The sequence below is a fragment of the Sphingomonas sp. genome (genome assembly GCF_039595165.1).
Taxonomy (GTDB): domain Bacteria; phylum Pseudomonadota; class Alphaproteobacteria; order Sphingomonadales; family Sphingomonadaceae; genus Sphingomonas.
The window spans coordinates 1-15,812 of record NZ_JBCNMA010000076.1 but is presented as its reverse complement, the minus strand read 5'-3'; the positions used below and the strand labels follow the sequence as shown (position 1 = coordinate 15,812).

The following is a 15,812-nucleotide window of genomic DNA, read 5'->3' as shown; positions in this document are numbered from 1 at the left end:
ATCCACTGGGCCATTTGCGCAAGCCGGATGGCACACTGGTTTGATCGCTACCTGCGAGCGGCATCGCGGCGATCTGAGCGAGCGTATTCGCAATCGCATCGAGATACCGCTTTGCCTGCGCCTTTCCCCAGTTCGCATCGGAATAATCGCCGATGTCGCGCAAGTCGGAAATTCTGGTACCGCATTCAATGTGGGCGCACGGCGCTTGACGACACCCCCACCGCATCCCCAACTTCACCGAATACCTCCGGGGGGAAGTCGATGCGTTCGATGTTGCTGCCGTTTGCCGTCCTGCTCGCACTTCTTCCGGTGTCGGCGTCGCAACAGCAGCAACCCTACGCCCCGCCCCAGCACACCGCCCCGCCCCCGCCCGGTGTCGCGCGCTCGACCCCGCCCGAGATCGTCCAGCAAGCCGATGGCGGCACTCAGATCGAGCGCGACCGCCCCGCCGCCCATGCGCTTGCAGAGCATCGCCGCCTCGCCCGCGCGCTCGCCACCCTCGCCCCCCAGCGCAAGGGCGTGGTCGATGCCTATGTCCTCTCGGTCGCGCTCGACAGCGATCCGGTGTTCGGGCGCGAGGCGCGCGAGGCGGGCAAGGTGCTCGCCCGCCGCTACGATGCCGCCGGCCGCGCGATCACCCTCGCTGGCACCGACGGCGCCGCCCCCAGCCCGCTGCCCATGGGTTCGCCGCAGAATGTCGAGGCCGCGCTCGCCCGCATCGCCGAGACGATGGACCCGGCCGAGGACGTGCTCGTCCTCTACACCACCAGCCACGGCGCGCCGTTCGGGATCGTCTATAATGACGGCAACGAGGGCTGGGGCGCGATCTCGCCCAACCGGCTCGCGCGGCTGCTGGACGAATTCGGCATCCAGCGCCGGCTGCTGATCGTCAGCGCCTGCTATTCTGGGGTGTTCGTGCCGGTGCTGTCCGGGCCGCAGACCGCGATCGTCAGCGCCGCCTCGTCCGATCGCTCCTCGTTCGGCTGCGTCGCCGAGAATGACTGGACCTTCTTCGGCGACGCCCTGATCAACCGCGCGCTACGCAAGCCTCAGCCGCTCGGCCAGGCGGTGAGCGAAGCGGTCGCGCTGATCGACGGATGGGAGCAGCAGGGCAAGCTCAAGCCCTCGCTGCCGCAGCAGAGCATGGGCGTGGACGTCCACGCCTGGCTCACGCCGCTCGAGGCGCGCATGCCCCGGGCCGCGACCCAGCCGGTCGGGCGCCCCTCGATCGACAGCCTCAGGGACATGCGGCGCTAGGGAACCACGGCACGCCCGAACGGTTGCGCGCGGTGTGGCTGAACCGAACCAATATCCGCTGCTCGCCGCGCCTCATATCAGTCTCTCGGGGACGGTCGACCAGGCGATGTACCAGAGCTTTCGCGACCAGCTCGCCGCCGCGCCGCCGGAGGGCACGTTGGTGGTCGCGATCTCGACGCTCGGCGGCGATCCCGAGACGGCGCGGCTGATGGGCGACGAGATCCGCCTGCTGCGCGACTATACCGGGCGCGAGACGCTGTTCCTGGGCAAGGTCGCGGTCTATTCGGCGGGCGCGACCTTCATGGCGCACTTCCCGGTCGACAAGCGCTTCCTCACCAAGGGCACGCGGATCATGATCCACGAGCGCATCCTCACCACCGACATCCATCTGTCGGGCCCGCTCAAGTCGCTTCCCGGCACGCTCAAGGCCAAGCTCAACGAGATCGAGGAATCGATCCGCATCGAGGAAGAGGGGTATCGCGACCTGATCGCGGGCTCGCGCATCACGTTCGACGAGGTCGCGAAACGCGCCCGCGACAACTGGTACATCGAGGCGGAGGAGGCGCGTGAGCTGGGCCTGGTGCTCGACCTCATCTGACCGGACGCGCTCGAAGCGTTGCAGCACCGCCCGCCCTTATGTATCTGACCGGCCAACTGGAGCGGAACGCCGCCGCGCGCCGCGCTCCCGAATAGAGGTACGGGGTTTCAGATGGCCGATTTCGTTCTTCCCAGGAACAGCAGGATCAAGAAGGGCAAGAGCCACCCGGCCCCGGCGGGCGCGAAGCGCACGCGCACCTTCACCATCTATCGCTACGATCCCGACTCGGGCGCGAACCCGCGCTACGACAATTTCACGATCGACCTCGACGATTGCGGGCCGATGGTCCTCGACGCGCTGATCAAGATCAAGTCGGAGATCGACCCGAGCCTGACCTTCCGCCGCTCGTGCCGCGAGGGGATTTGCGGCTCGTGCTCGATGAACATGGACGGCAAGAACGGCCTCGCCTGCACCACCGCGATCGAGGACATCAAGGGCGACATCCGCATCACCCCGCTTCCCGCGATGGACGTGATCAAGGACCTCGTCCCCGACTTCACCCATTTCTACGCGCAATACGCGTCGATCCAGCCCTGGCTGAAGACCGTCTCCCCCGCCCCCTCGGGCAAGGAGCGGTTGCAGTCGCCTGAGGACCGCAACAAGCTCGACGGCCTCTACGAGTGCATCCTGTGCGCCTGCTGCTCGACCTCGTGCCCGAGCTACTGGTGGAACAGCGACCGCTTCCTTGGCCCGGCGATCCTGCTCCAGGCCTATCGCTGGCTGGCCGACAGCCGCGACGAAGCGACCGGCGAGCGGCTCGACGAGCTCGAGGATCCCTTCCGCCTCTATCGCTGCCACACGATCATGAACTGCGCGAACGTCTGCCCCAAGGGCCTCTCGCCTGCCAAGGCGATCGCGGAGATCAAGAAGATGGAAGCCGAGCGCATCGTTTGATCGCGCGCGCCGCCCTCGCCCTGCTCGCCTTGGTTGCGGCGCCCGTCGCGGCGCGGGAAGCCAAGTCGATCGCGCCGGGCGTCTGGCTGATCGAGGGCGGGTTTGAAGCAGGCCGCCAGCCCGACGGCAACTCCGTGCTGATCGAGGGGCCCGATGGGCTGCTGCTCGTCGACACCGGCCGCCACGCGAGCCACGCCGCGAAGGTCGAAGCGGTGATCGCCGCGCGCGGCAAGCCGCTGGTGCGGATCGTCAACACCCACTGGCATCTCGACCATGTCAGCGGCAATCTCGCGCTCAAGGCGAAGCACCCGCGGGTCCGCGTCTCGGCGAGCGATGCGATCGACGAGGCGCTGACCGGCTTCCTCAAGCGCAGTGCCGATTCCGCCCGCCTCGCGCTCGAGGCGGGCAAGATCCCCGAGCCGATGGCGAGCGAAGTCCGCGGCGATCTCGCGACCTTCGTCCGCGGCCAGGAGCTACGTCCCGATGACGTGGTGCGCGGGTCCGGCGTCATCGGCGCGGGCGGCCGGAAGGTCGAGCTGCACATCGCCCGCCACGCCACCACCGCCGGCGATGTCTGGCTCTATGATCCCGAAAGCCGCGTGCTCGTAGCGGGCGATCTGGTGACCGACCCGGTCCCCTTCCTCGACACCGCCTGCCCCGATGGCTGGCGCAAGGCGCTCGACGAGCTCGCCGCGAAGCCGTTCGCGACGCTGGTGCCGGGTCATGGCCAACCGATGAGCCGGGACCTCTTCATCCAGTGGAAGCAGAGCTTCGCCGCCTTTCTCGACTGCGCCCGCGGCACGCAGAAGACGACCTATTGCACTGCCGCCTGGTATGACGGCCGGACCTCGAACATGACGCCGGCGGCCGACAAGCTGCGCATCCTCACCATGGCCGATTATTATGTCGGCCGCGTCCGCAGCGGCGAGCTCGACAAGAACTGCCCGAAATGAGCGAAGAGCCGCATTTCACCTACACGGACGATCCCGATCATCCCGGTTGGAAGCGCTGGGAACTGCGCGATCCCACCCGTTTCAACGCGTTCCTCGGCCCGATCCTGACCCGGATCGAGGACGGCAAGGCGCTGGTCCGCATGGTCCCCGGCCGCGAACATTCCAACCTGCGCGACTCCACCCATGGCGGCGCGCTGCTCGGCTTCATGGACGTCGCCCTGTTCGCCGCCGCGCGCAGCTTCGGCGTGCTCGCGGCGGGCGGCGCGGTGACGCTCGACCTCTCCGCCCAGTTCATCGGCACCAGCCGCATCGGCGAGCCGATCGTCGCCGAAGTCGAGCTGCTGCGCGAGACCGGCCGCATGCTGTTCATGCGCGGGCTGATGCGCCAGGACGCCGACGTCCTCGCCAGCTTCTCCGGCACCGTGCGCAAGTCTTCACCCGCAACATGACTCAGGTCCTCGCCCGCTACGAGGCGCTCGTCGCCGCCGGCGAACTGCGCCGCGACCCCGACCAGGCCGCCGCCGCGCGCCGCCTCGACCAGCTCGCGCGCGAGCTCGAGCAGGGCCCGCGCAAGGGCAGCGTGCTGTGGCGCCTCGCCCGCCGCGCGCCCGAGGCGCCGGCGGGCGTCTATCTCTGGGGCGGGGTCGGGCGCGGCAAGTCGATGCTGATGGACCTGTTCTTCGCCAGCGTGAAGATCGGCCGCAAGCGCCGCGTCCATTTCCACGAGTTCATGATCGAGGTCCACGCCCGCATCGCCGAGGAGCGCCAGAAGGAGGCCGGAGACCCGATCGTCCCCGTGGCGAAAGCGCTGACCGCAAATCTCCGCCTGCTCGCCTTCGACGAGATGGTGATCAACAACGCCGCCGACGCGATGATCCTCAGCCGCCTGTTCACCGCGATGATGGCCGAAGGGCTGACGGTGGTCGCGACCTCGAACCGCCCGCCCGACGATCTCTACAAGGACGGGCTGCAGCGCGATTCCTTCCTGCCCTTCATCGCGCTCTTGAAGGACAAGCTCGACATCGTGCCATTGAGCGGCCCGACCGACTATCGCCGCGACCGGCTCGGCCGCATGGACACCTGGCTCGTCCCCAACAACCCCGCCAATACCGCCACCCTCTCCGCCGCCTTCTTCCGGCTCACCGACTATCCCGTCGAGGACCGCGCCAACGTGCCGTCGGAGGATATCGCGGTGCAGGGCCGCACGCTGCACGTGCCCAAAAGTCTCAAGGGCGTGGCCGTCTTCTCGTTCAAGCGGCTGTGCGGCGAGGCGCGCGGCGCGGCCGACTATCTCGCCATCGCGCGCCGCTACCACACCGTGATCCTGGTCGGCATCCCGCGCCTCGGCCCCGAGAACCGCAACGAGGCCGCGCGCTTCGTCACGCTGATCGACGCGCTCTACGAGCACAAGGTCAAGCTGCTGGCGATGGCCGATGCCCCGCCGATGGACCTCTATCGCGAAGGCGACGGCAAGTTCGAGTTCGAGCGCACGGTTAGCCGCCTGATGGAGATGCAGTCGGACGAATATCTGGCGCAGGGGCATGGCAGCGAAGGCTGAGCCTGAGGACAATCCGTTGCAGTGACTGAAAAATGAATCCTCCCCCGCCAGGGGGAGGTGGCGCCGAAGGCGTCGGAGGGGGAGGACGGCTGTGCACCCCGCAGTGTGAGGACATCGCCGCCCTCCTCCCTCCGTCAACCTCCCCCTGACGGGGGAGGATTGGAATCGAAATATCGGCCGTCCTAGCCCGCCACCGCCCCCGCCAACTCTTCCCCTCGACCCGTCAGCCCATAGAGCGGCACCGGGGGAAAGCGATCCTCCAGCCGCCGCCGCACCAGCTCCTGCCCGATCATCGCCTGCAGCGTCAGCGACAGCGCGCGCGGCGTCACCGGCGTCAGCCGCGACTGCAGCGCGGTGAACCGCGTCCACTCGTCGGTCAGCCCGCCCGCGACCGGCAGCGTCCAGCGCGACAGGTCGGGCGCCTCCAGCCCCAGCCGTATCCGCACCTCTTCGACTCGCTCGCACGCTGCGCCGATCGCCCGCCCCGCATCGGTCAGCACATATTCGGGCCGGAGCGGGTGGCCATGGCCAGGGTTGGGCATCACCCAGCCTTGCGCACGCAGATAGGCGAGCGTGCGCGTCAGGCTGTGCCGCGACAGGCCGAAACGCCGCTCGATCACCGCGAAGCGCGATCCCCGCTCACGGCTCAGCAGCGCCAGCACCGGGATCGCCCAGCGGCTGGCAGTCAGCGCCCGCAGCACTTCGCCCGATAGGACCGGATCATTCATCCGCTTGACCATTCCACAATCTACTATACAAATGGAACCATAGATTCGGGAGGACGACATGGCAAGCTCGACGATCACCGAACCCGCGCCCGCCACCGCTCCGGCCATCGCCTATGACGGCGGCCTGGCCTGTGCGCTCAACGTCACCAGCTTCGATCGCTCGATCGACTGGTACACCCGTGTGCTCGGCATGAAGCTGCTCTACCGCATGGACGACATCGCCTGGTGCGAGCTGGAGACCAGCGTCGCGCGCGTGACGGTGGGCCTCTCGCAGGTCGAGTCCGTCCCCGTGGGTGGCGGCGCCACCCTCACCTTCGGCGTGACCGATATCGAGGCGGCGAAGACCGCGCTCGACGCGGCCGGCGTGCGGCAGGACGGCCCGATCGCCGACGTTCCCGGCATGGTCCGCTACCTCACTTTCTACGATCCCGACGGCAACGCGCTGATGTTCTACCAAGACATGTCGGGTGACACCGCTTCCAGCTAGCGCCGCCAACCCACTCTATTGCAACTAATTCGCAACTGCAAAGATTTCCTTGACACTCGGGGAATCGCCTGTTGCCCCGGCCGTCCAATCGGCCTAAGGCGCGGCCGTTCCCTGCGGCCAACCGTGAGTCCAGAGCCGCCCAACCACGTTTAGGGAGGTTCATTTGGCCCGCAAGAAGATCGCGCTCATCGGCGCCGGCAACATCGGCGGCACGCTCGCCCATCTCGCAGCGCTCAAGGGTCTTGGCGACATCGTCCTGTTCGACGTGGTCGAGGGCGTCCCCCAGGGCAAGGCGCTCGATCTCTCGCAGTGCGGCCCGGTCGAGGGCTTCGACGCCACGATCACCGGCTCGAACGACTATGCCGACATCGCGGGCGCGGACGTCATCATCGTCACCGCCGGCGTCGCCCGCAAGCCGGGCATGAGCCGCGACGACCTGCTCGGCATCAACTTGAAGGTCATGAAGGCGGTCGGCGAGGGCATCGCCGCGAACGCCCCCGACGCCTTCGTCATCTGCATCACCAACCCGCTCGACGCGATGGTGTGGGCGCTGCGCGAATTCTCGGGGCTCCCGCACCAGAAGGTCGTCGGCATGGCCGGCGTGCTCGACAGCGCGCGCTTCAGCCACTTCCTCGCCGACGAGTTCAAGGTCTCGGTCAAGGACGTCAACTCGTTCGTGCTCGGCGGCCATGGCGACACGATGGTGCCGGTGCTCGAATATTCGACCGTCAGCGGCATCCCCGTCACCGACCTGATCGAGATGGGCTTCTCGACCAAGGAGCGCATCGACGCGATCGTCCAGCGCACCCGCTCGGGCGGCGGCGAGATCGTCGGCCTGCTCAAGACCGGCTCGGCCTTCTACGCGCCGGCCACCTCGGCGATCGCGATGGCGGAGAGCTATCTCTACGACCAGAAGCGGGTCCTGCCCGCCGCGGCGCACCTCACCGGCCAGTATGGCGTCGACGACCTCTATGTCGGCGTGCCGATCATCATCGGCGCCGCGGGCGTCGAGAAGGTGATCGAGATCAAGCTCGGCGACGAGGCCAAGGCCAACCTCCAGGTCTCGGTCGACGCGGTCAAGGAACTGCTGGTCGCCTGCAAGGGGATTGATGAAAGCCTGAATTGAGCGCCATGCTGTTCCCCGGCGAAGGCCGGGGCCCAGCATCGGAGCGGTCGAGATGGAGAAGCAAGGCTTCGTCTACATCATGGCGAGCCGCAGGAACGGAACGATCTACATCGGCGTCACCAGCGACCTTCCCAAACGCGTCTGGGAACATCGCAATGGCGTCGTGGAAGGATTCACGAAGCGTTACGGTTGCAAGCTGCTGGTCTGGTATCAGGCATTCGATAGCCTGGACGCAGCGCGCCACCGAGAGCTTCAGATGAAGGAATGGAAACGGGCGTGGAAGCTGCGCGAGATCGAAGGGCTGAACCCCGAGTGGAACGATTTGTTCGACTCGCTCGCACCTTCGTGAGCGTGTTCGGTCCGGAATGCCCTTCTGTTCCCCGGCACAGGCCGGGGCCCGGCATCGGCGCACGCAAGGTGACGCCCCGCCTTCGCAGCCTCATCGCAACTGGACCCCGGCCTGCGTCGGGGAACAGAAAGTGATGTTCATCGCCACCCTGGCTGTCGTTACGATGACGCAAGCTGCCCCTGCGCCGTCGCCGTTGTTCGGCGCGTTCAAGGCGGCATGTTTCGACATCGACAAGTTCGACGGCGTCGGCAAGGCGGCGACCGCCGCCGGCTGGACCGAGGTCGCCGAGGCGGACGCCGACTCCCGCGTCACCGCGATCGTCGCCAAGGGCCGCGACGCGATGCGCAAGGCGGAGCCGCAGGCGAAAGTCTCCGGCCAGATGTTCCGCCAGCGCTTCGACGGCCGCGACGTGTGGCTCGCGACCAGCCGGATCGAGACCAGCAAGGGCGGCTGGGCCAATGGCTGCCGCGCCTATGATCTCGACGCCCCGGCAGCCCCGCCGCGCGAGACGCTCGACGGCTGGGTCGGCACCGCCCCCACCAGCGTCCAGGCCAACGACGCCGCGAGCAAGCGGCGCTGGGAGCCGTGGCAGCCGGGCGTCAGCCTCGAAATCACTTACGTGCCGCGCGGCCATCCGCTCGGCGCTTCCTATGGCATCCAGGGGCTGATTCTCGTCAGCCAATCAATCGGAGGGTTCTGAATGTCGATTCTGATCGACCGTAACACCAAGGTCATCACTCAGGGGATGACCGGCGACACCGGCACCTTCCACACCCAGCAGGCGCTGGCGTACGGCACGCAGATGGTCGGCGGCGTCACCCCGGGCAAGGGCGGCACCGAGCATATCGGCCTGCCCGTGTTCGACACCGTCGCCGAAGCGGTGAGCAAGACCGGCGCCGACGCCTCGGTCATCTACGTCCCGCCGCCCTTCGCCGCGGACTCGATCCTCGAGGCGATCGACGCCGAGGTGCCGCTGGTGGTGTGCATCACCGAGGGCATTCCGGTGCTCGACATGGTCAAGGTCAAGCGCGCGCTCAGCGGCTCGAAGACTCGCCTGATCGGCCCGAACTGCCCCGGCGTGCTGACGCCGAACCAGTGCAAGATCGGCATCATGCCGGGCAGCATCTTCTCCGAAGGATCGGTGGGCGTTGTTTCGCGCTCGGGCACGCTTACCTATGAGGCCGTGTTCCAGACCACCAATGCGGGCCTTGGCCAGACCACCGCGGTCGGCATCGGCGGCGACCCCGTCAACGGCACCAACTTCATCGACGTGCTCGAGCTGTTCCTCGCCGACGAGGCGACCAAGTCGATCATCATGATCGGCGAGATCGGCGGCAGCGCCGAAGAGGAAGCCGCGCAGTTCCTGCAGGACGAGGCCAAGCGCGGCCGCAAGAAGCCGATGGTCGGCTTCATCGCCGGCCGCACCGCGCCTCCGGGCCGCCGCATGGGCCATGCCGGCGCGATCGTCTCGGGCGGCCAGGGCGGCGCCGAGGACAAGATCGCGGCGATGGAAGCCGCGGGCATCCGCGTCTCGCCGAGCCCGAGCGAGCTCGGCTCGACGCTGGTCGAGGTGTTGAAGGGCTGAAAAAGCCGTCGCCCCAGCGAAAGCTGGGGCCTCGCGCCGCAATCGCGCGGCAAGAGGCTTGAGACCCCAGCTTTCGCTGGGGTGACGAAGGAAGAAGAGAATGGGCGCTGAGGGCCTGGATTTCGCGGACATCGCCGGCGGCGTGAGCCCGGCGTTCGTCGAGACGCTGTACGCCAAGTGGAAGGCCGACCCCGCCTCGGTCGAGGCCGGCTGGCGCGAGTGGTTCGACGGGCTCGAAGGCTCGGTCACCGGCCCGAGCTGGGAACGCCCCAACTGGCCGCCGACCGAGACCGACGCGCTCACCGCGGCGCTCGATCCGACTCAGATGGAGCCCGCGCCCAAGCCGGCCAAGCCCGGTGCGCCCGCGCCCGCCGCCGCGGCGCCCGCCGCCTCGGCCGCCGACATCGCGCGCGCCGCGAACGATTCGATCCGCGCGATGCTGCTCATCCGCACCTATCGCGTGCGCGGCCATCTTGCGGCGAACCTCGACCCGCTCGGCCTGTCCAAGCAGGAGCTGCCGGCCGACCTCACCCCCGAATATCACGGCTTCACCGCCGCCGATCTCGACCGCCCGATCTATCTCGGCGGCACGATGGGGCTGGAGAAGGCGACGATCCGCGAGCTGGTCGAGATCCTGCGCCGCAACTACTGCGGAAACGTCGGCCTCGAATACATGCACATCGCCGATGTCGAGGAGCGCCGCTTCCTGCAGGAGCGCATGGAGGGCAAGGACAAGGCGATCGAGTTCACGCCCGAGGGCAAGAAGGCGATCCTGGCCAAGGTCATCGAGGCCGAGCAGTGGGAGAAGTTCCTGGGCCGCAAGTACGTCGGCACCAAGCGCTTCGGCCTCGACGGCGGCGAATCGATGATCCCGGCGATGGAAGCGATCATCAAGTACGGCGGCGCGCAGGGCGTGCGCGAGATCGTCTACGGCATGGCGCATCGCGGCCGCCTCAACATGCTCGGCACGGTGATGGCCAAGCCGTACAAGGTGATCTTCCACGAATTCGCCGGCGGCTCGGCCAACCCCGACGACATCGGCGGCTCGGGCGACGTCAAATATCACCTCGGCACCAGTACGGACCGCGAGTTCGACGGCATCAACGTGCACATGTCGCTGGTCGCCAACCCCTCGCACCTCGAGGCGGTCGACCCGGTCGTGCTCGGCAAGGTCCGCGCGCAGCAGACCAACCGCAACGACCTGGAAGAGCATGAGCAGGTCCTGCCCGTGCTGATCCACGGCGACGCGGCGTTCGCCGGCCAGGGCATCGTGTGGGAGTGCCTCGGCTTCTCGGGCATCCGCGGCTACAACACCGGCGGCTGCGTCCACTTCATCATCAACAACCAGATCGGCTTCACCACGAGCCCGCAATTCGCGCGCTCGTCGCCCTATCCGTCGGACGTCGCCAAGGGCGTCCAGGCGCCGATCTTCCACGTCAACGGCGACGATCCCGAGGCGGTGACCTTCGCCTGCAAGATGGCGATCGAGTTCCGCCAGACCTTCAAGCGCGACATCGTCATCGACATGTGGTGCTACCGCCGCTTCGGCCATAACGAAGGCGACGAGCCCTCGTTCACCCAGCCGCTGATGTACGCGAAGATCAAGGGCCATCCCGGCGTCGCCGACATCTATGCCAAGCGCCTCGAGGGCGAGGGCGTGATCGACGGCAGCTTCGTGCCGGCCAAGGTCGCCGAGTTTACCGCGCATCTCGAGTCCGAGTTCGAGGCTGGCGCGAGCTACAAGGCGAACAAGGCCGACTGGTTCGGCGGCCGCTGGCAGGGCCTCGGCGCCCCGGTCGACGCCGAGACCGCGCGCCGCAACGTCGAGACCGGCATCGACAAGAAGCTGTTCGACAGCCTCGGCCGCACGCTGACCACCGTCCCCGAGGGTCTCACCCCGCACAAGACGCTGACTCGCGTGCTCGACGCCAAGGCGGCGATGTTCAAGTCGGGCGAGAATTTCGACTGGGCGACCGGCGAGGCGCTGGCGTTCGGCGCGTTGCTCTCGGAAGGCTATGGCGTGCGCCTGTCGGGCCAGGATTCGGGCCGCGGCACCTTCTCGCAGCGCCATGCCGTGTGGGTCGACCAGACCGACGAGCACAAATACGTGCCGCTGAACGAGATTCCGCACGGCCGCTTCGAAGTGCTCGACAGCCCGCTGTCCGAATATGGCGTGCTCGGCTTCGAATACGGCTATGCGCTCGCCGACCCCAAGAGCCTGGTGCTGTGGGAGGCGCAGTTCGGCGACTTCGTCAACGGCGCGCAGATCATGATCGACCAGTTCATCGCCGCGGGCGAGGCCAAGTGGCTGCGCGCCAACGGCCTCGTGATGCTGCTCCCCCATGGTTACGAGGGCCAGGGCCCCGAGCACAGCTCGGCACGCCCCGAGCGCTTCCTCCAGCTCTGCGCGGGCGACAATATGCAGGTCGCGAACGTGACCACGCCGGCCAATTACTTCCACCTGCTGCGCCGGCAGATGCACCGCAACTTCCGCAAGCCGCTGATCATCATGACGCCCAAGTCGCTGCTGCGTCACAAGCTGGCGGTGTCGAAGACCGAGGACTTCCTCGGCGACACGCATTTCCGCCGCATCCTCTCCGATCCCTCGGCGCCGGCCGACAAGGACGTCAAGCGCGTCGTGCTGTGCACCGGCAAGGTCGCCTACGACCTGATCGAGGCGCGCGATGCCGCGGGCGACAAGACCACCGCGATCATCCGCATCGAGCAGCTCTACCCCTTCCCCGGCGAGCCGCTGGTCAAGCGCCTCGAGCGCATGACCAATGTCGAGGAAGTGGTGTGGGCGCAGGAGGAGCCGAAGAACAACGGCTACTGGTTCTTCGTCGAACCCTATATCGAGGCGTGCATGGTCGAAGCCGGGATCAAGCCGCAGCGTCCGCGCTATGCCGGCCGCGCCGCGGCGGCGTCGCCCGCGACCGGCCTGATGAAGCGTCACCAGGCCGAGCAGGGCGCGCTCGTCGCCGATGCGCTCGGCCATAATGTGCGCGAGGAGATCCGCCGCGCGCGCAAGACCGAAGACAAGAAGACCGCCGGCAAGGCCGGCGCCTGAGACTGAGCCCAGGAAGGACTGAACGATGGCCACCGAAATCCTCGTCCCCGTGCTGGGCGAATCGATCACCGAAGCGACGATCGGCGAATGGCTCAAGCAGCCCGGCGACCCCGTCGCGGCCGACGAGCCGGTCGCGAGCCTCGAGACCGACAAGGTCTCGGTCGAGGTTCCCGCGCCCGCCGCGGGCGTGATGGGCGCGCATGCCGCCAAGGTCGGCGACACGGTCAATGTCGGCGCGATGATCGGCACGATCGAGGCTGGTGCCGGTGCAGCGCCCGCGCCCAAGGCTGAGGAAGCTCCGGCCCCGACCCCCGCTCCCGCCCCGACCCCCGCTCCCGCTCCCGCTCAGCCCACGGGCGAGGTCGAGGCAGCGGCGCTGTCGCCCTCGGTCCGCCGCGCGATCCTCGAGCATGGCGTCGATCCCTCGACCGTGCAGGGCACCGGGAAGGTCGGCCGCATCACCAAGGAGGACGTGGTCGCCGCCGCCTCGGCCAAGAGCGAAGCGCCCGCCGCTGCCCCGGCGCCGGCCGCTGCGCCCGCCACCGCCGCGCCTGCGACCGGCGGCCGCAAGGAGGAGCGCGTGCGCATGACGCGCCTGCGCCAGACCGTCGCCCGCCGCCTCAAGGATGCGCAGAACACCGCCGCCCTGCTCACCACCTTCAACGACGTCGACATGACCGCCGTCATGGAGGCGCGCGCCAAGTACAAGGACCTGTTCGAGAAGAAGCACGGCGTCCGCTTGGGCTTCATGGGCTTCTTCGTGAAGGCCGCGTGCCAGGCATTGAAGGACATCCCCGCGGTCAACGCCCAGATCGACGGCGAGGAGATCGTCTATCACGATTACGCCGACATCTCGGTCGCGGTCTCCGCGCCCCAGGGCCTGGTCGTCCCCGTGATCCGTGACGCCGACCAGATGTCGGTCGCGCAGATCGAGCGCACCATCGGCGACTTCGGCAAGCGCGCCAAGGACGGCACGCTCAAGATGGAGGAGATGAAGGGCGGCACCTTCACCATCTCCAACGGCGGCGTGTTCGGCTCGCTGATGTCGACCCCGATCATCAACCCGCCGCAGTCGGCGGTGCTCGGCCTCCACCGCATCGAGGACCGCCCGGTGGTCCGCGACGGCCAGGTGGTGGTGCGCCCGATGATGTACCTCGCGCTCAGCTACGATCACCGCCTGATCGACGGCCGCGAGGCGGTGACCTTCCTCGTCGCGCTCAAGAACGCGATCGAGGACCCGACCCGCCTGCTGATCGACCTGTAATCCGCTGTTCCCGGGCGCAGGCCGGGGCCTAGTCGCGACGCAATTTGAAACGAAGCGAGACGCTCACCAAATCCGTCTCGAAACTGGGCCCCGGCCTTTGCCGGGGAACAAGGAAGCGAAGAACATGGCAGACTACGACTTCGACGTCCTCGTGATCGGTTCCGGGCCCGGCGGCTATGTCGCCGCGATCCGCGCGGCGCAGCTCGGGCTCAAGACTGCATGCGCCGAGGGGCGCGCGACGCTGGGCGGCACCTGCCTCAACGTCGGCTGCATCCCGTCCAAGGCGCTGCTTCACGCCTCCGAGCTGTACGAGGAAGCCGCCTCCGGCGCGCTCGCCAAGCTCGGCGTCAAGCTCGGCAAGGTCGAGCTCGACCTCGACGCGATGCACGCCCAGCGCCTCGACGCGGTCAAGGGCCTGACCGGCGGCATCGAGTTCCTGTTCAAGAAGAACAAGGTCGAGTGGCTCAAGGGTTATGCCGCCTTCACCGGCAAGGACAGCGTCAAGGTCGGCGACCGCGAGGTCCGCGCGAAGAACATCGTCATCGCCACCGGCTCGTCGGTCACCCCGCTCCCCGGCGTCGAGATCGACCAGAAGGTCGTCGTCGATTCGACCGGAGCGCTCGAGCTCGCCAGGGTGCCCGAGCATCTCGTCGTGATCGGCGGCGGCGTGATCGGGCTCGAGCTCGGCAGCGTGTGGCGCCGCGTCGGCGCCAAGGTCACCGTGGTCGAGTATCTCGACCAGATCCTGCCCGGCTTCGACGCCGATGTGCGCAAGGAAGCCGCCAAGCTGTTCAAGAAGCAGGGCATGGAGTTCAAGACCGGCACCAAGGTCACCGGCGTTTCGGTCAAAGGCGGCAAGGCGACCGTCACGATCGAGGCCGCCGCCGGCGGCACGGCCGAGACGATCGAGGCCGACAATGTCCTCGTCTCGATCGGCCGCAAGCCCAACACCGACGGCCTGAACCTCGAAGCCGCCGGCCTCGCGACCAACCAACGCGGCCAGATCGAGACCGATCACAGCTTCAAGACCTCGGTCCCCGGCATCTGGGCGATCGGCGACGTCATCCCCGGCCCGATGCTCGCGCACAAGGCCGAGGACGAGGGCATCGCGGTCGCCGAGAACATCGCCGGCCTCACCGGCATCGTGAACCACGACGTCATCCCCTCGGTGGTCTACACCATGCCCGAGATCGCCGGCGTCGGCCTGACGGAGGAAGCGGCCAAGGCCAAGGGCGAGGTCAAGGTCGGCAAGTTCCCGATGGCCGGCAACAGCCGCGCCAAGACCAATCACGAGCCCGACGGCTTCGTGAAGGTCATCGCCGACGCCAAGACCGATCGCGTGCTCGGCGTATGGATCATCACCAGCGTCGCCGGCACGATGATCGCCCAGGCCGCGCAGGCGATGGAGTTCGGCGCGACCAGCGAGGACATCGCGTACACCTGCCACGCCCATCCGACGCACAGCGAGGCGATCAAGGAAGCGGCGATGGCGGTGACGGGAAAACCCATCCATATCTGACGCTTGATCCCGGGTCGGGCGCCTTGGAAACGAGGTTAGCCGTGCGCTAACCGGGACCTCGTCCGGAACCGGCGCGTTCTCCCGCCGATGATTCGCCCGCTTCCCCTGCTGTCCGCCGCCGCCCTCGCTCTGTTCGTCACGGGCTGCGGAGGTAATGGCGGGGGTGGCGGTGGCGGCGGCGTGGTCGTCACGCCGACGCCGACGCCCACGACCCCGACGCCCACCTCCTCCGCGTCCCCCTTGCCCACGACCTGGGCGGGGGTCGCCGGCTATTACGACGTCCAGCCCGATATCGGCGCGTGCCGCGCCGGCACGCTCAAGGCCGCGGTGAAGGCCGAGTTCCTCGCCCGGCTCAACGAGATCCGCGCGCGCCACAATCTGCCGGCCGTCGTCTATTCGACCGACGAGGACGTCCAGCAGGCCGAAT

At 67.9% G+C, this 15,812-nt stretch carries 16 protein-coding genes; 15 read left to right on the top strand and 1 reads right to left on the bottom strand.

Translation table 11 applies throughout. The annotated features are described in order from the left end of the window. Positions 1-261 precede the first annotated feature (261 nt). The 6 genes from ABDV68_RS12765 to zapE all read left to right on the top strand — a co-directional run bounded on the left by ABDV68_RS12765 (position 262) and on the right by zapE (position 5,260). Positions 262-1,257: a C13 family peptidase gene (locus ABDV68_RS12765; protein ID WP_343520381.1), complete on the top strand. Its 996-nt coding sequence runs from the start codon at positions 262-264 to the stop codon at positions 1,255-1,257. A gap of 34 nt (positions 1,258-1,291) precedes the next feature. Further along, positions 1,292-1,855 (top strand): ATP-dependent Clp protease proteolytic subunit, encoded by a 564-nt coding sequence (locus tag ABDV68_RS12760; RefSeq protein ID WP_343520380.1) that lies wholly within the window; start codon positions 1,292-1,294, stop codon positions 1,853-1,855. Between the two features lie 111 nt (positions 1,856-1,966). Continuing rightward, the gene (locus ABDV68_RS12755) at positions 1,967-2,749 is read left to right on the top strand and encodes a succinate dehydrogenase iron-sulfur subunit (protein WP_343520379.1); all 783 of its coding nucleotides are present in this window, start codon (positions 1,967-1,969) and stop codon (positions 2,747-2,749) included. Continuing rightward, on the top strand, positions 2,746-3,702 hold the full coding sequence (locus tag ABDV68_RS12750) for an MBL fold metallo-hydrolase (RefSeq protein WP_343520378.1): 957 nt from the start codon (positions 2,746-2,748) through the stop codon (positions 3,700-3,702). Before ABDV68_RS12755 ends, ABDV68_RS12750 begins: the two co-directional genes overlap by 4 nt. Continuing rightward, positions 3,699-4,151: a PaaI family thioesterase gene (locus tag ABDV68_RS12745; protein WP_343520377.1), complete on the top strand. Its 453-nt coding sequence runs from the start codon at positions 3,699-3,701 to the stop codon at positions 4,149-4,151. The genes ABDV68_RS12750 and ABDV68_RS12745 overlap by 4 nt, the downstream gene beginning before the upstream one ends. Continuing rightward, complete coding sequence (gene zapE, locus ABDV68_RS12740) at positions 4,148-5,260, top strand: cell division protein ZapE (protein WP_343520376.1); 1,113 nt, start codon at positions 4,148-4,150, stop codon at positions 5,258-5,260. Before ABDV68_RS12745 ends, zapE begins: the two co-directional genes overlap by 4 nt. A gap of 182 nt (positions 5,261-5,442) precedes the next feature. Here zapE and ABDV68_RS12735 read toward each other — a convergent pair whose 3' ends face one another. Next, positions 5,443-5,988: a winged helix-turn-helix transcriptional regulator gene (locus ABDV68_RS12735; RefSeq protein WP_343520375.1), complete on the bottom strand. Its 546-nt coding sequence runs from the start codon at positions 5,986-5,988 to the stop codon at positions 5,443-5,445. 58 nt (positions 5,989-6,046) lie between these two features. On the opposite strand from ABDV68_RS12735, the gene ABDV68_RS12730 reads away from it, so the two are divergent. From ABDV68_RS12730 to ABDV68_RS12690, 9 genes are all read left to right on the top strand, one after another. Then, positions 6,047-6,475, top strand: a complete 429-nt coding sequence (locus tag ABDV68_RS12730) for a VOC family protein (protein ID WP_343520374.1) — start codon at positions 6,047-6,049, stop codon at positions 6,473-6,475. 163 nt (positions 6,476-6,638) lie between these two features. Beyond that, positions 6,639-7,601, top strand: a complete 963-nt coding sequence (gene mdh, locus ABDV68_RS12725) for a malate dehydrogenase (RefSeq protein ID WP_343520373.1) — start codon at positions 6,639-6,641, stop codon at positions 7,599-7,601. A gap of 52 nt (positions 7,602-7,653) precedes the next feature. Beyond that, entirely contained in the window at positions 7,654-7,950 is a 297-nt protein-coding gene (locus ABDV68_RS12720) for a GIY-YIG nuclease family protein (RefSeq protein ID WP_343520372.1), read from the top strand. A gap of 133 nt (positions 7,951-8,083) precedes the next feature. Beyond that, positions 8,084-8,650, top strand: coding sequence for a hypothetical protein (locus tag ABDV68_RS12715; RefSeq protein ID WP_343520371.1), 567 nt, complete (start codon positions 8,084-8,086; stop codon positions 8,648-8,650). After that, positions 8,651-9,535, top strand: a complete 885-nt coding sequence (gene sucD / locus ABDV68_RS12710) for a succinate--CoA ligase subunit alpha (RefSeq protein WP_343520370.1) — start codon at positions 8,651-8,653, stop codon at positions 9,533-9,535. It begins immediately after the preceding gene. Between the two features lie 100 nt (positions 9,536-9,635). Further along, the gene (locus tag ABDV68_RS12705) at positions 9,636-12,602 is read left to right on the top strand and encodes a 2-oxoglutarate dehydrogenase E1 component (RefSeq protein ID WP_343520369.1); all 2,967 of its coding nucleotides are present in this window, start codon (positions 9,636-9,638) and stop codon (positions 12,600-12,602) included. Positions 12,603-12,627: 25 nt separating this feature from the next. After that, the gene (gene odhB / locus ABDV68_RS12700) at positions 12,628-13,866 is read left to right on the top strand and encodes a 2-oxoglutarate dehydrogenase complex dihydrolipoyllysine-residue succinyltransferase (RefSeq protein WP_343520368.1); all 1,239 of its coding nucleotides are present in this window, start codon (positions 12,628-12,630) and stop codon (positions 13,864-13,866) included. Positions 13,867-13,990: 124 nt separating this feature from the next. Continuing rightward, positions 13,991-15,385, top strand: a complete 1,395-nt coding sequence (lpdA, locus tag ABDV68_RS12695) for a dihydrolipoyl dehydrogenase (RefSeq protein ID WP_343520367.1) — start codon at positions 13,991-13,993, stop codon at positions 15,383-15,385. Positions 15,386-15,472: 87 nt separating this feature from the next. Next, positions 15,473-15,812 (top strand): hypothetical protein (locus tag ABDV68_RS12690; protein WP_343520366.1); only part of this gene is annotated, 340 nt, incomplete at its 3' end.

Coding starts and splice junctions, on each gene's coding strand:
- ABDV68_RS12745 (WP_343520377.1), top strand. CDS start 3,699: ATGAGCGAAGAGCCGCATTTCACCTACACGGACGATCCCGATCATCCC.
- odhB (WP_343520368.1), top strand. CDS start 12,628: ATGGCCACCGAAATCCTCGTCCCCGTGCTGGGCGAATCGATCACCGAA.
- ABDV68_RS12705 (WP_343520369.1), top strand. CDS start 9,636: ATGGGCGCTGAGGGCCTGGATTTCGCGGACATCGCCGGCGGCGTGAGC.
- ABDV68_RS12715 (WP_343520371.1), top strand. CDS start 8,084: ATGTTCATCGCCACCCTGGCTGTCGTTACGATGACGCAAGCTGCCCCT.
- ABDV68_RS12755 (WP_343520379.1), top strand. CDS start 1,967: ATGGCCGATTTCGTTCTTCCCAGGAACAGCAGGATCAAGAAGGGCAAG.
- ABDV68_RS12765 (WP_343520381.1), top strand. CDS start 262: ATGCGTTCGATGTTGCTGCCGTTTGCCGTCCTGCTCGCACTTCTTCCG.
- ABDV68_RS12720 (WP_343520372.1), top strand. CDS start 7,654: ATGGAGAAGCAAGGCTTCGTCTACATCATGGCGAGCCGCAGGAACGGA.
- lpdA (WP_343520367.1), top strand. CDS start 13,991: ATGGCAGACTACGACTTCGACGTCCTCGTGATCGGTTCCGGGCCCGGC.
- ABDV68_RS12735 (WP_343520375.1), bottom strand. CDS start 5,988: ATGAATGATCCGGTCCTATCGGGCGAAGTGCTGCGGGCGCTGACTGCC.
- zapE (WP_343520376.1), top strand. CDS start 4,148: ATGACTCAGGTCCTCGCCCGCTACGAGGCGCTCGTCGCCGCCGGCGAA.
- sucD (WP_343520370.1), top strand. CDS start 8,651: ATGTCGATTCTGATCGACCGTAACACCAAGGTCATCACTCAGGGGATG.
- ABDV68_RS12730 (WP_343520374.1), top strand. CDS start 6,047: ATGGCAAGCTCGACGATCACCGAACCCGCGCCCGCCACCGCTCCGGCC.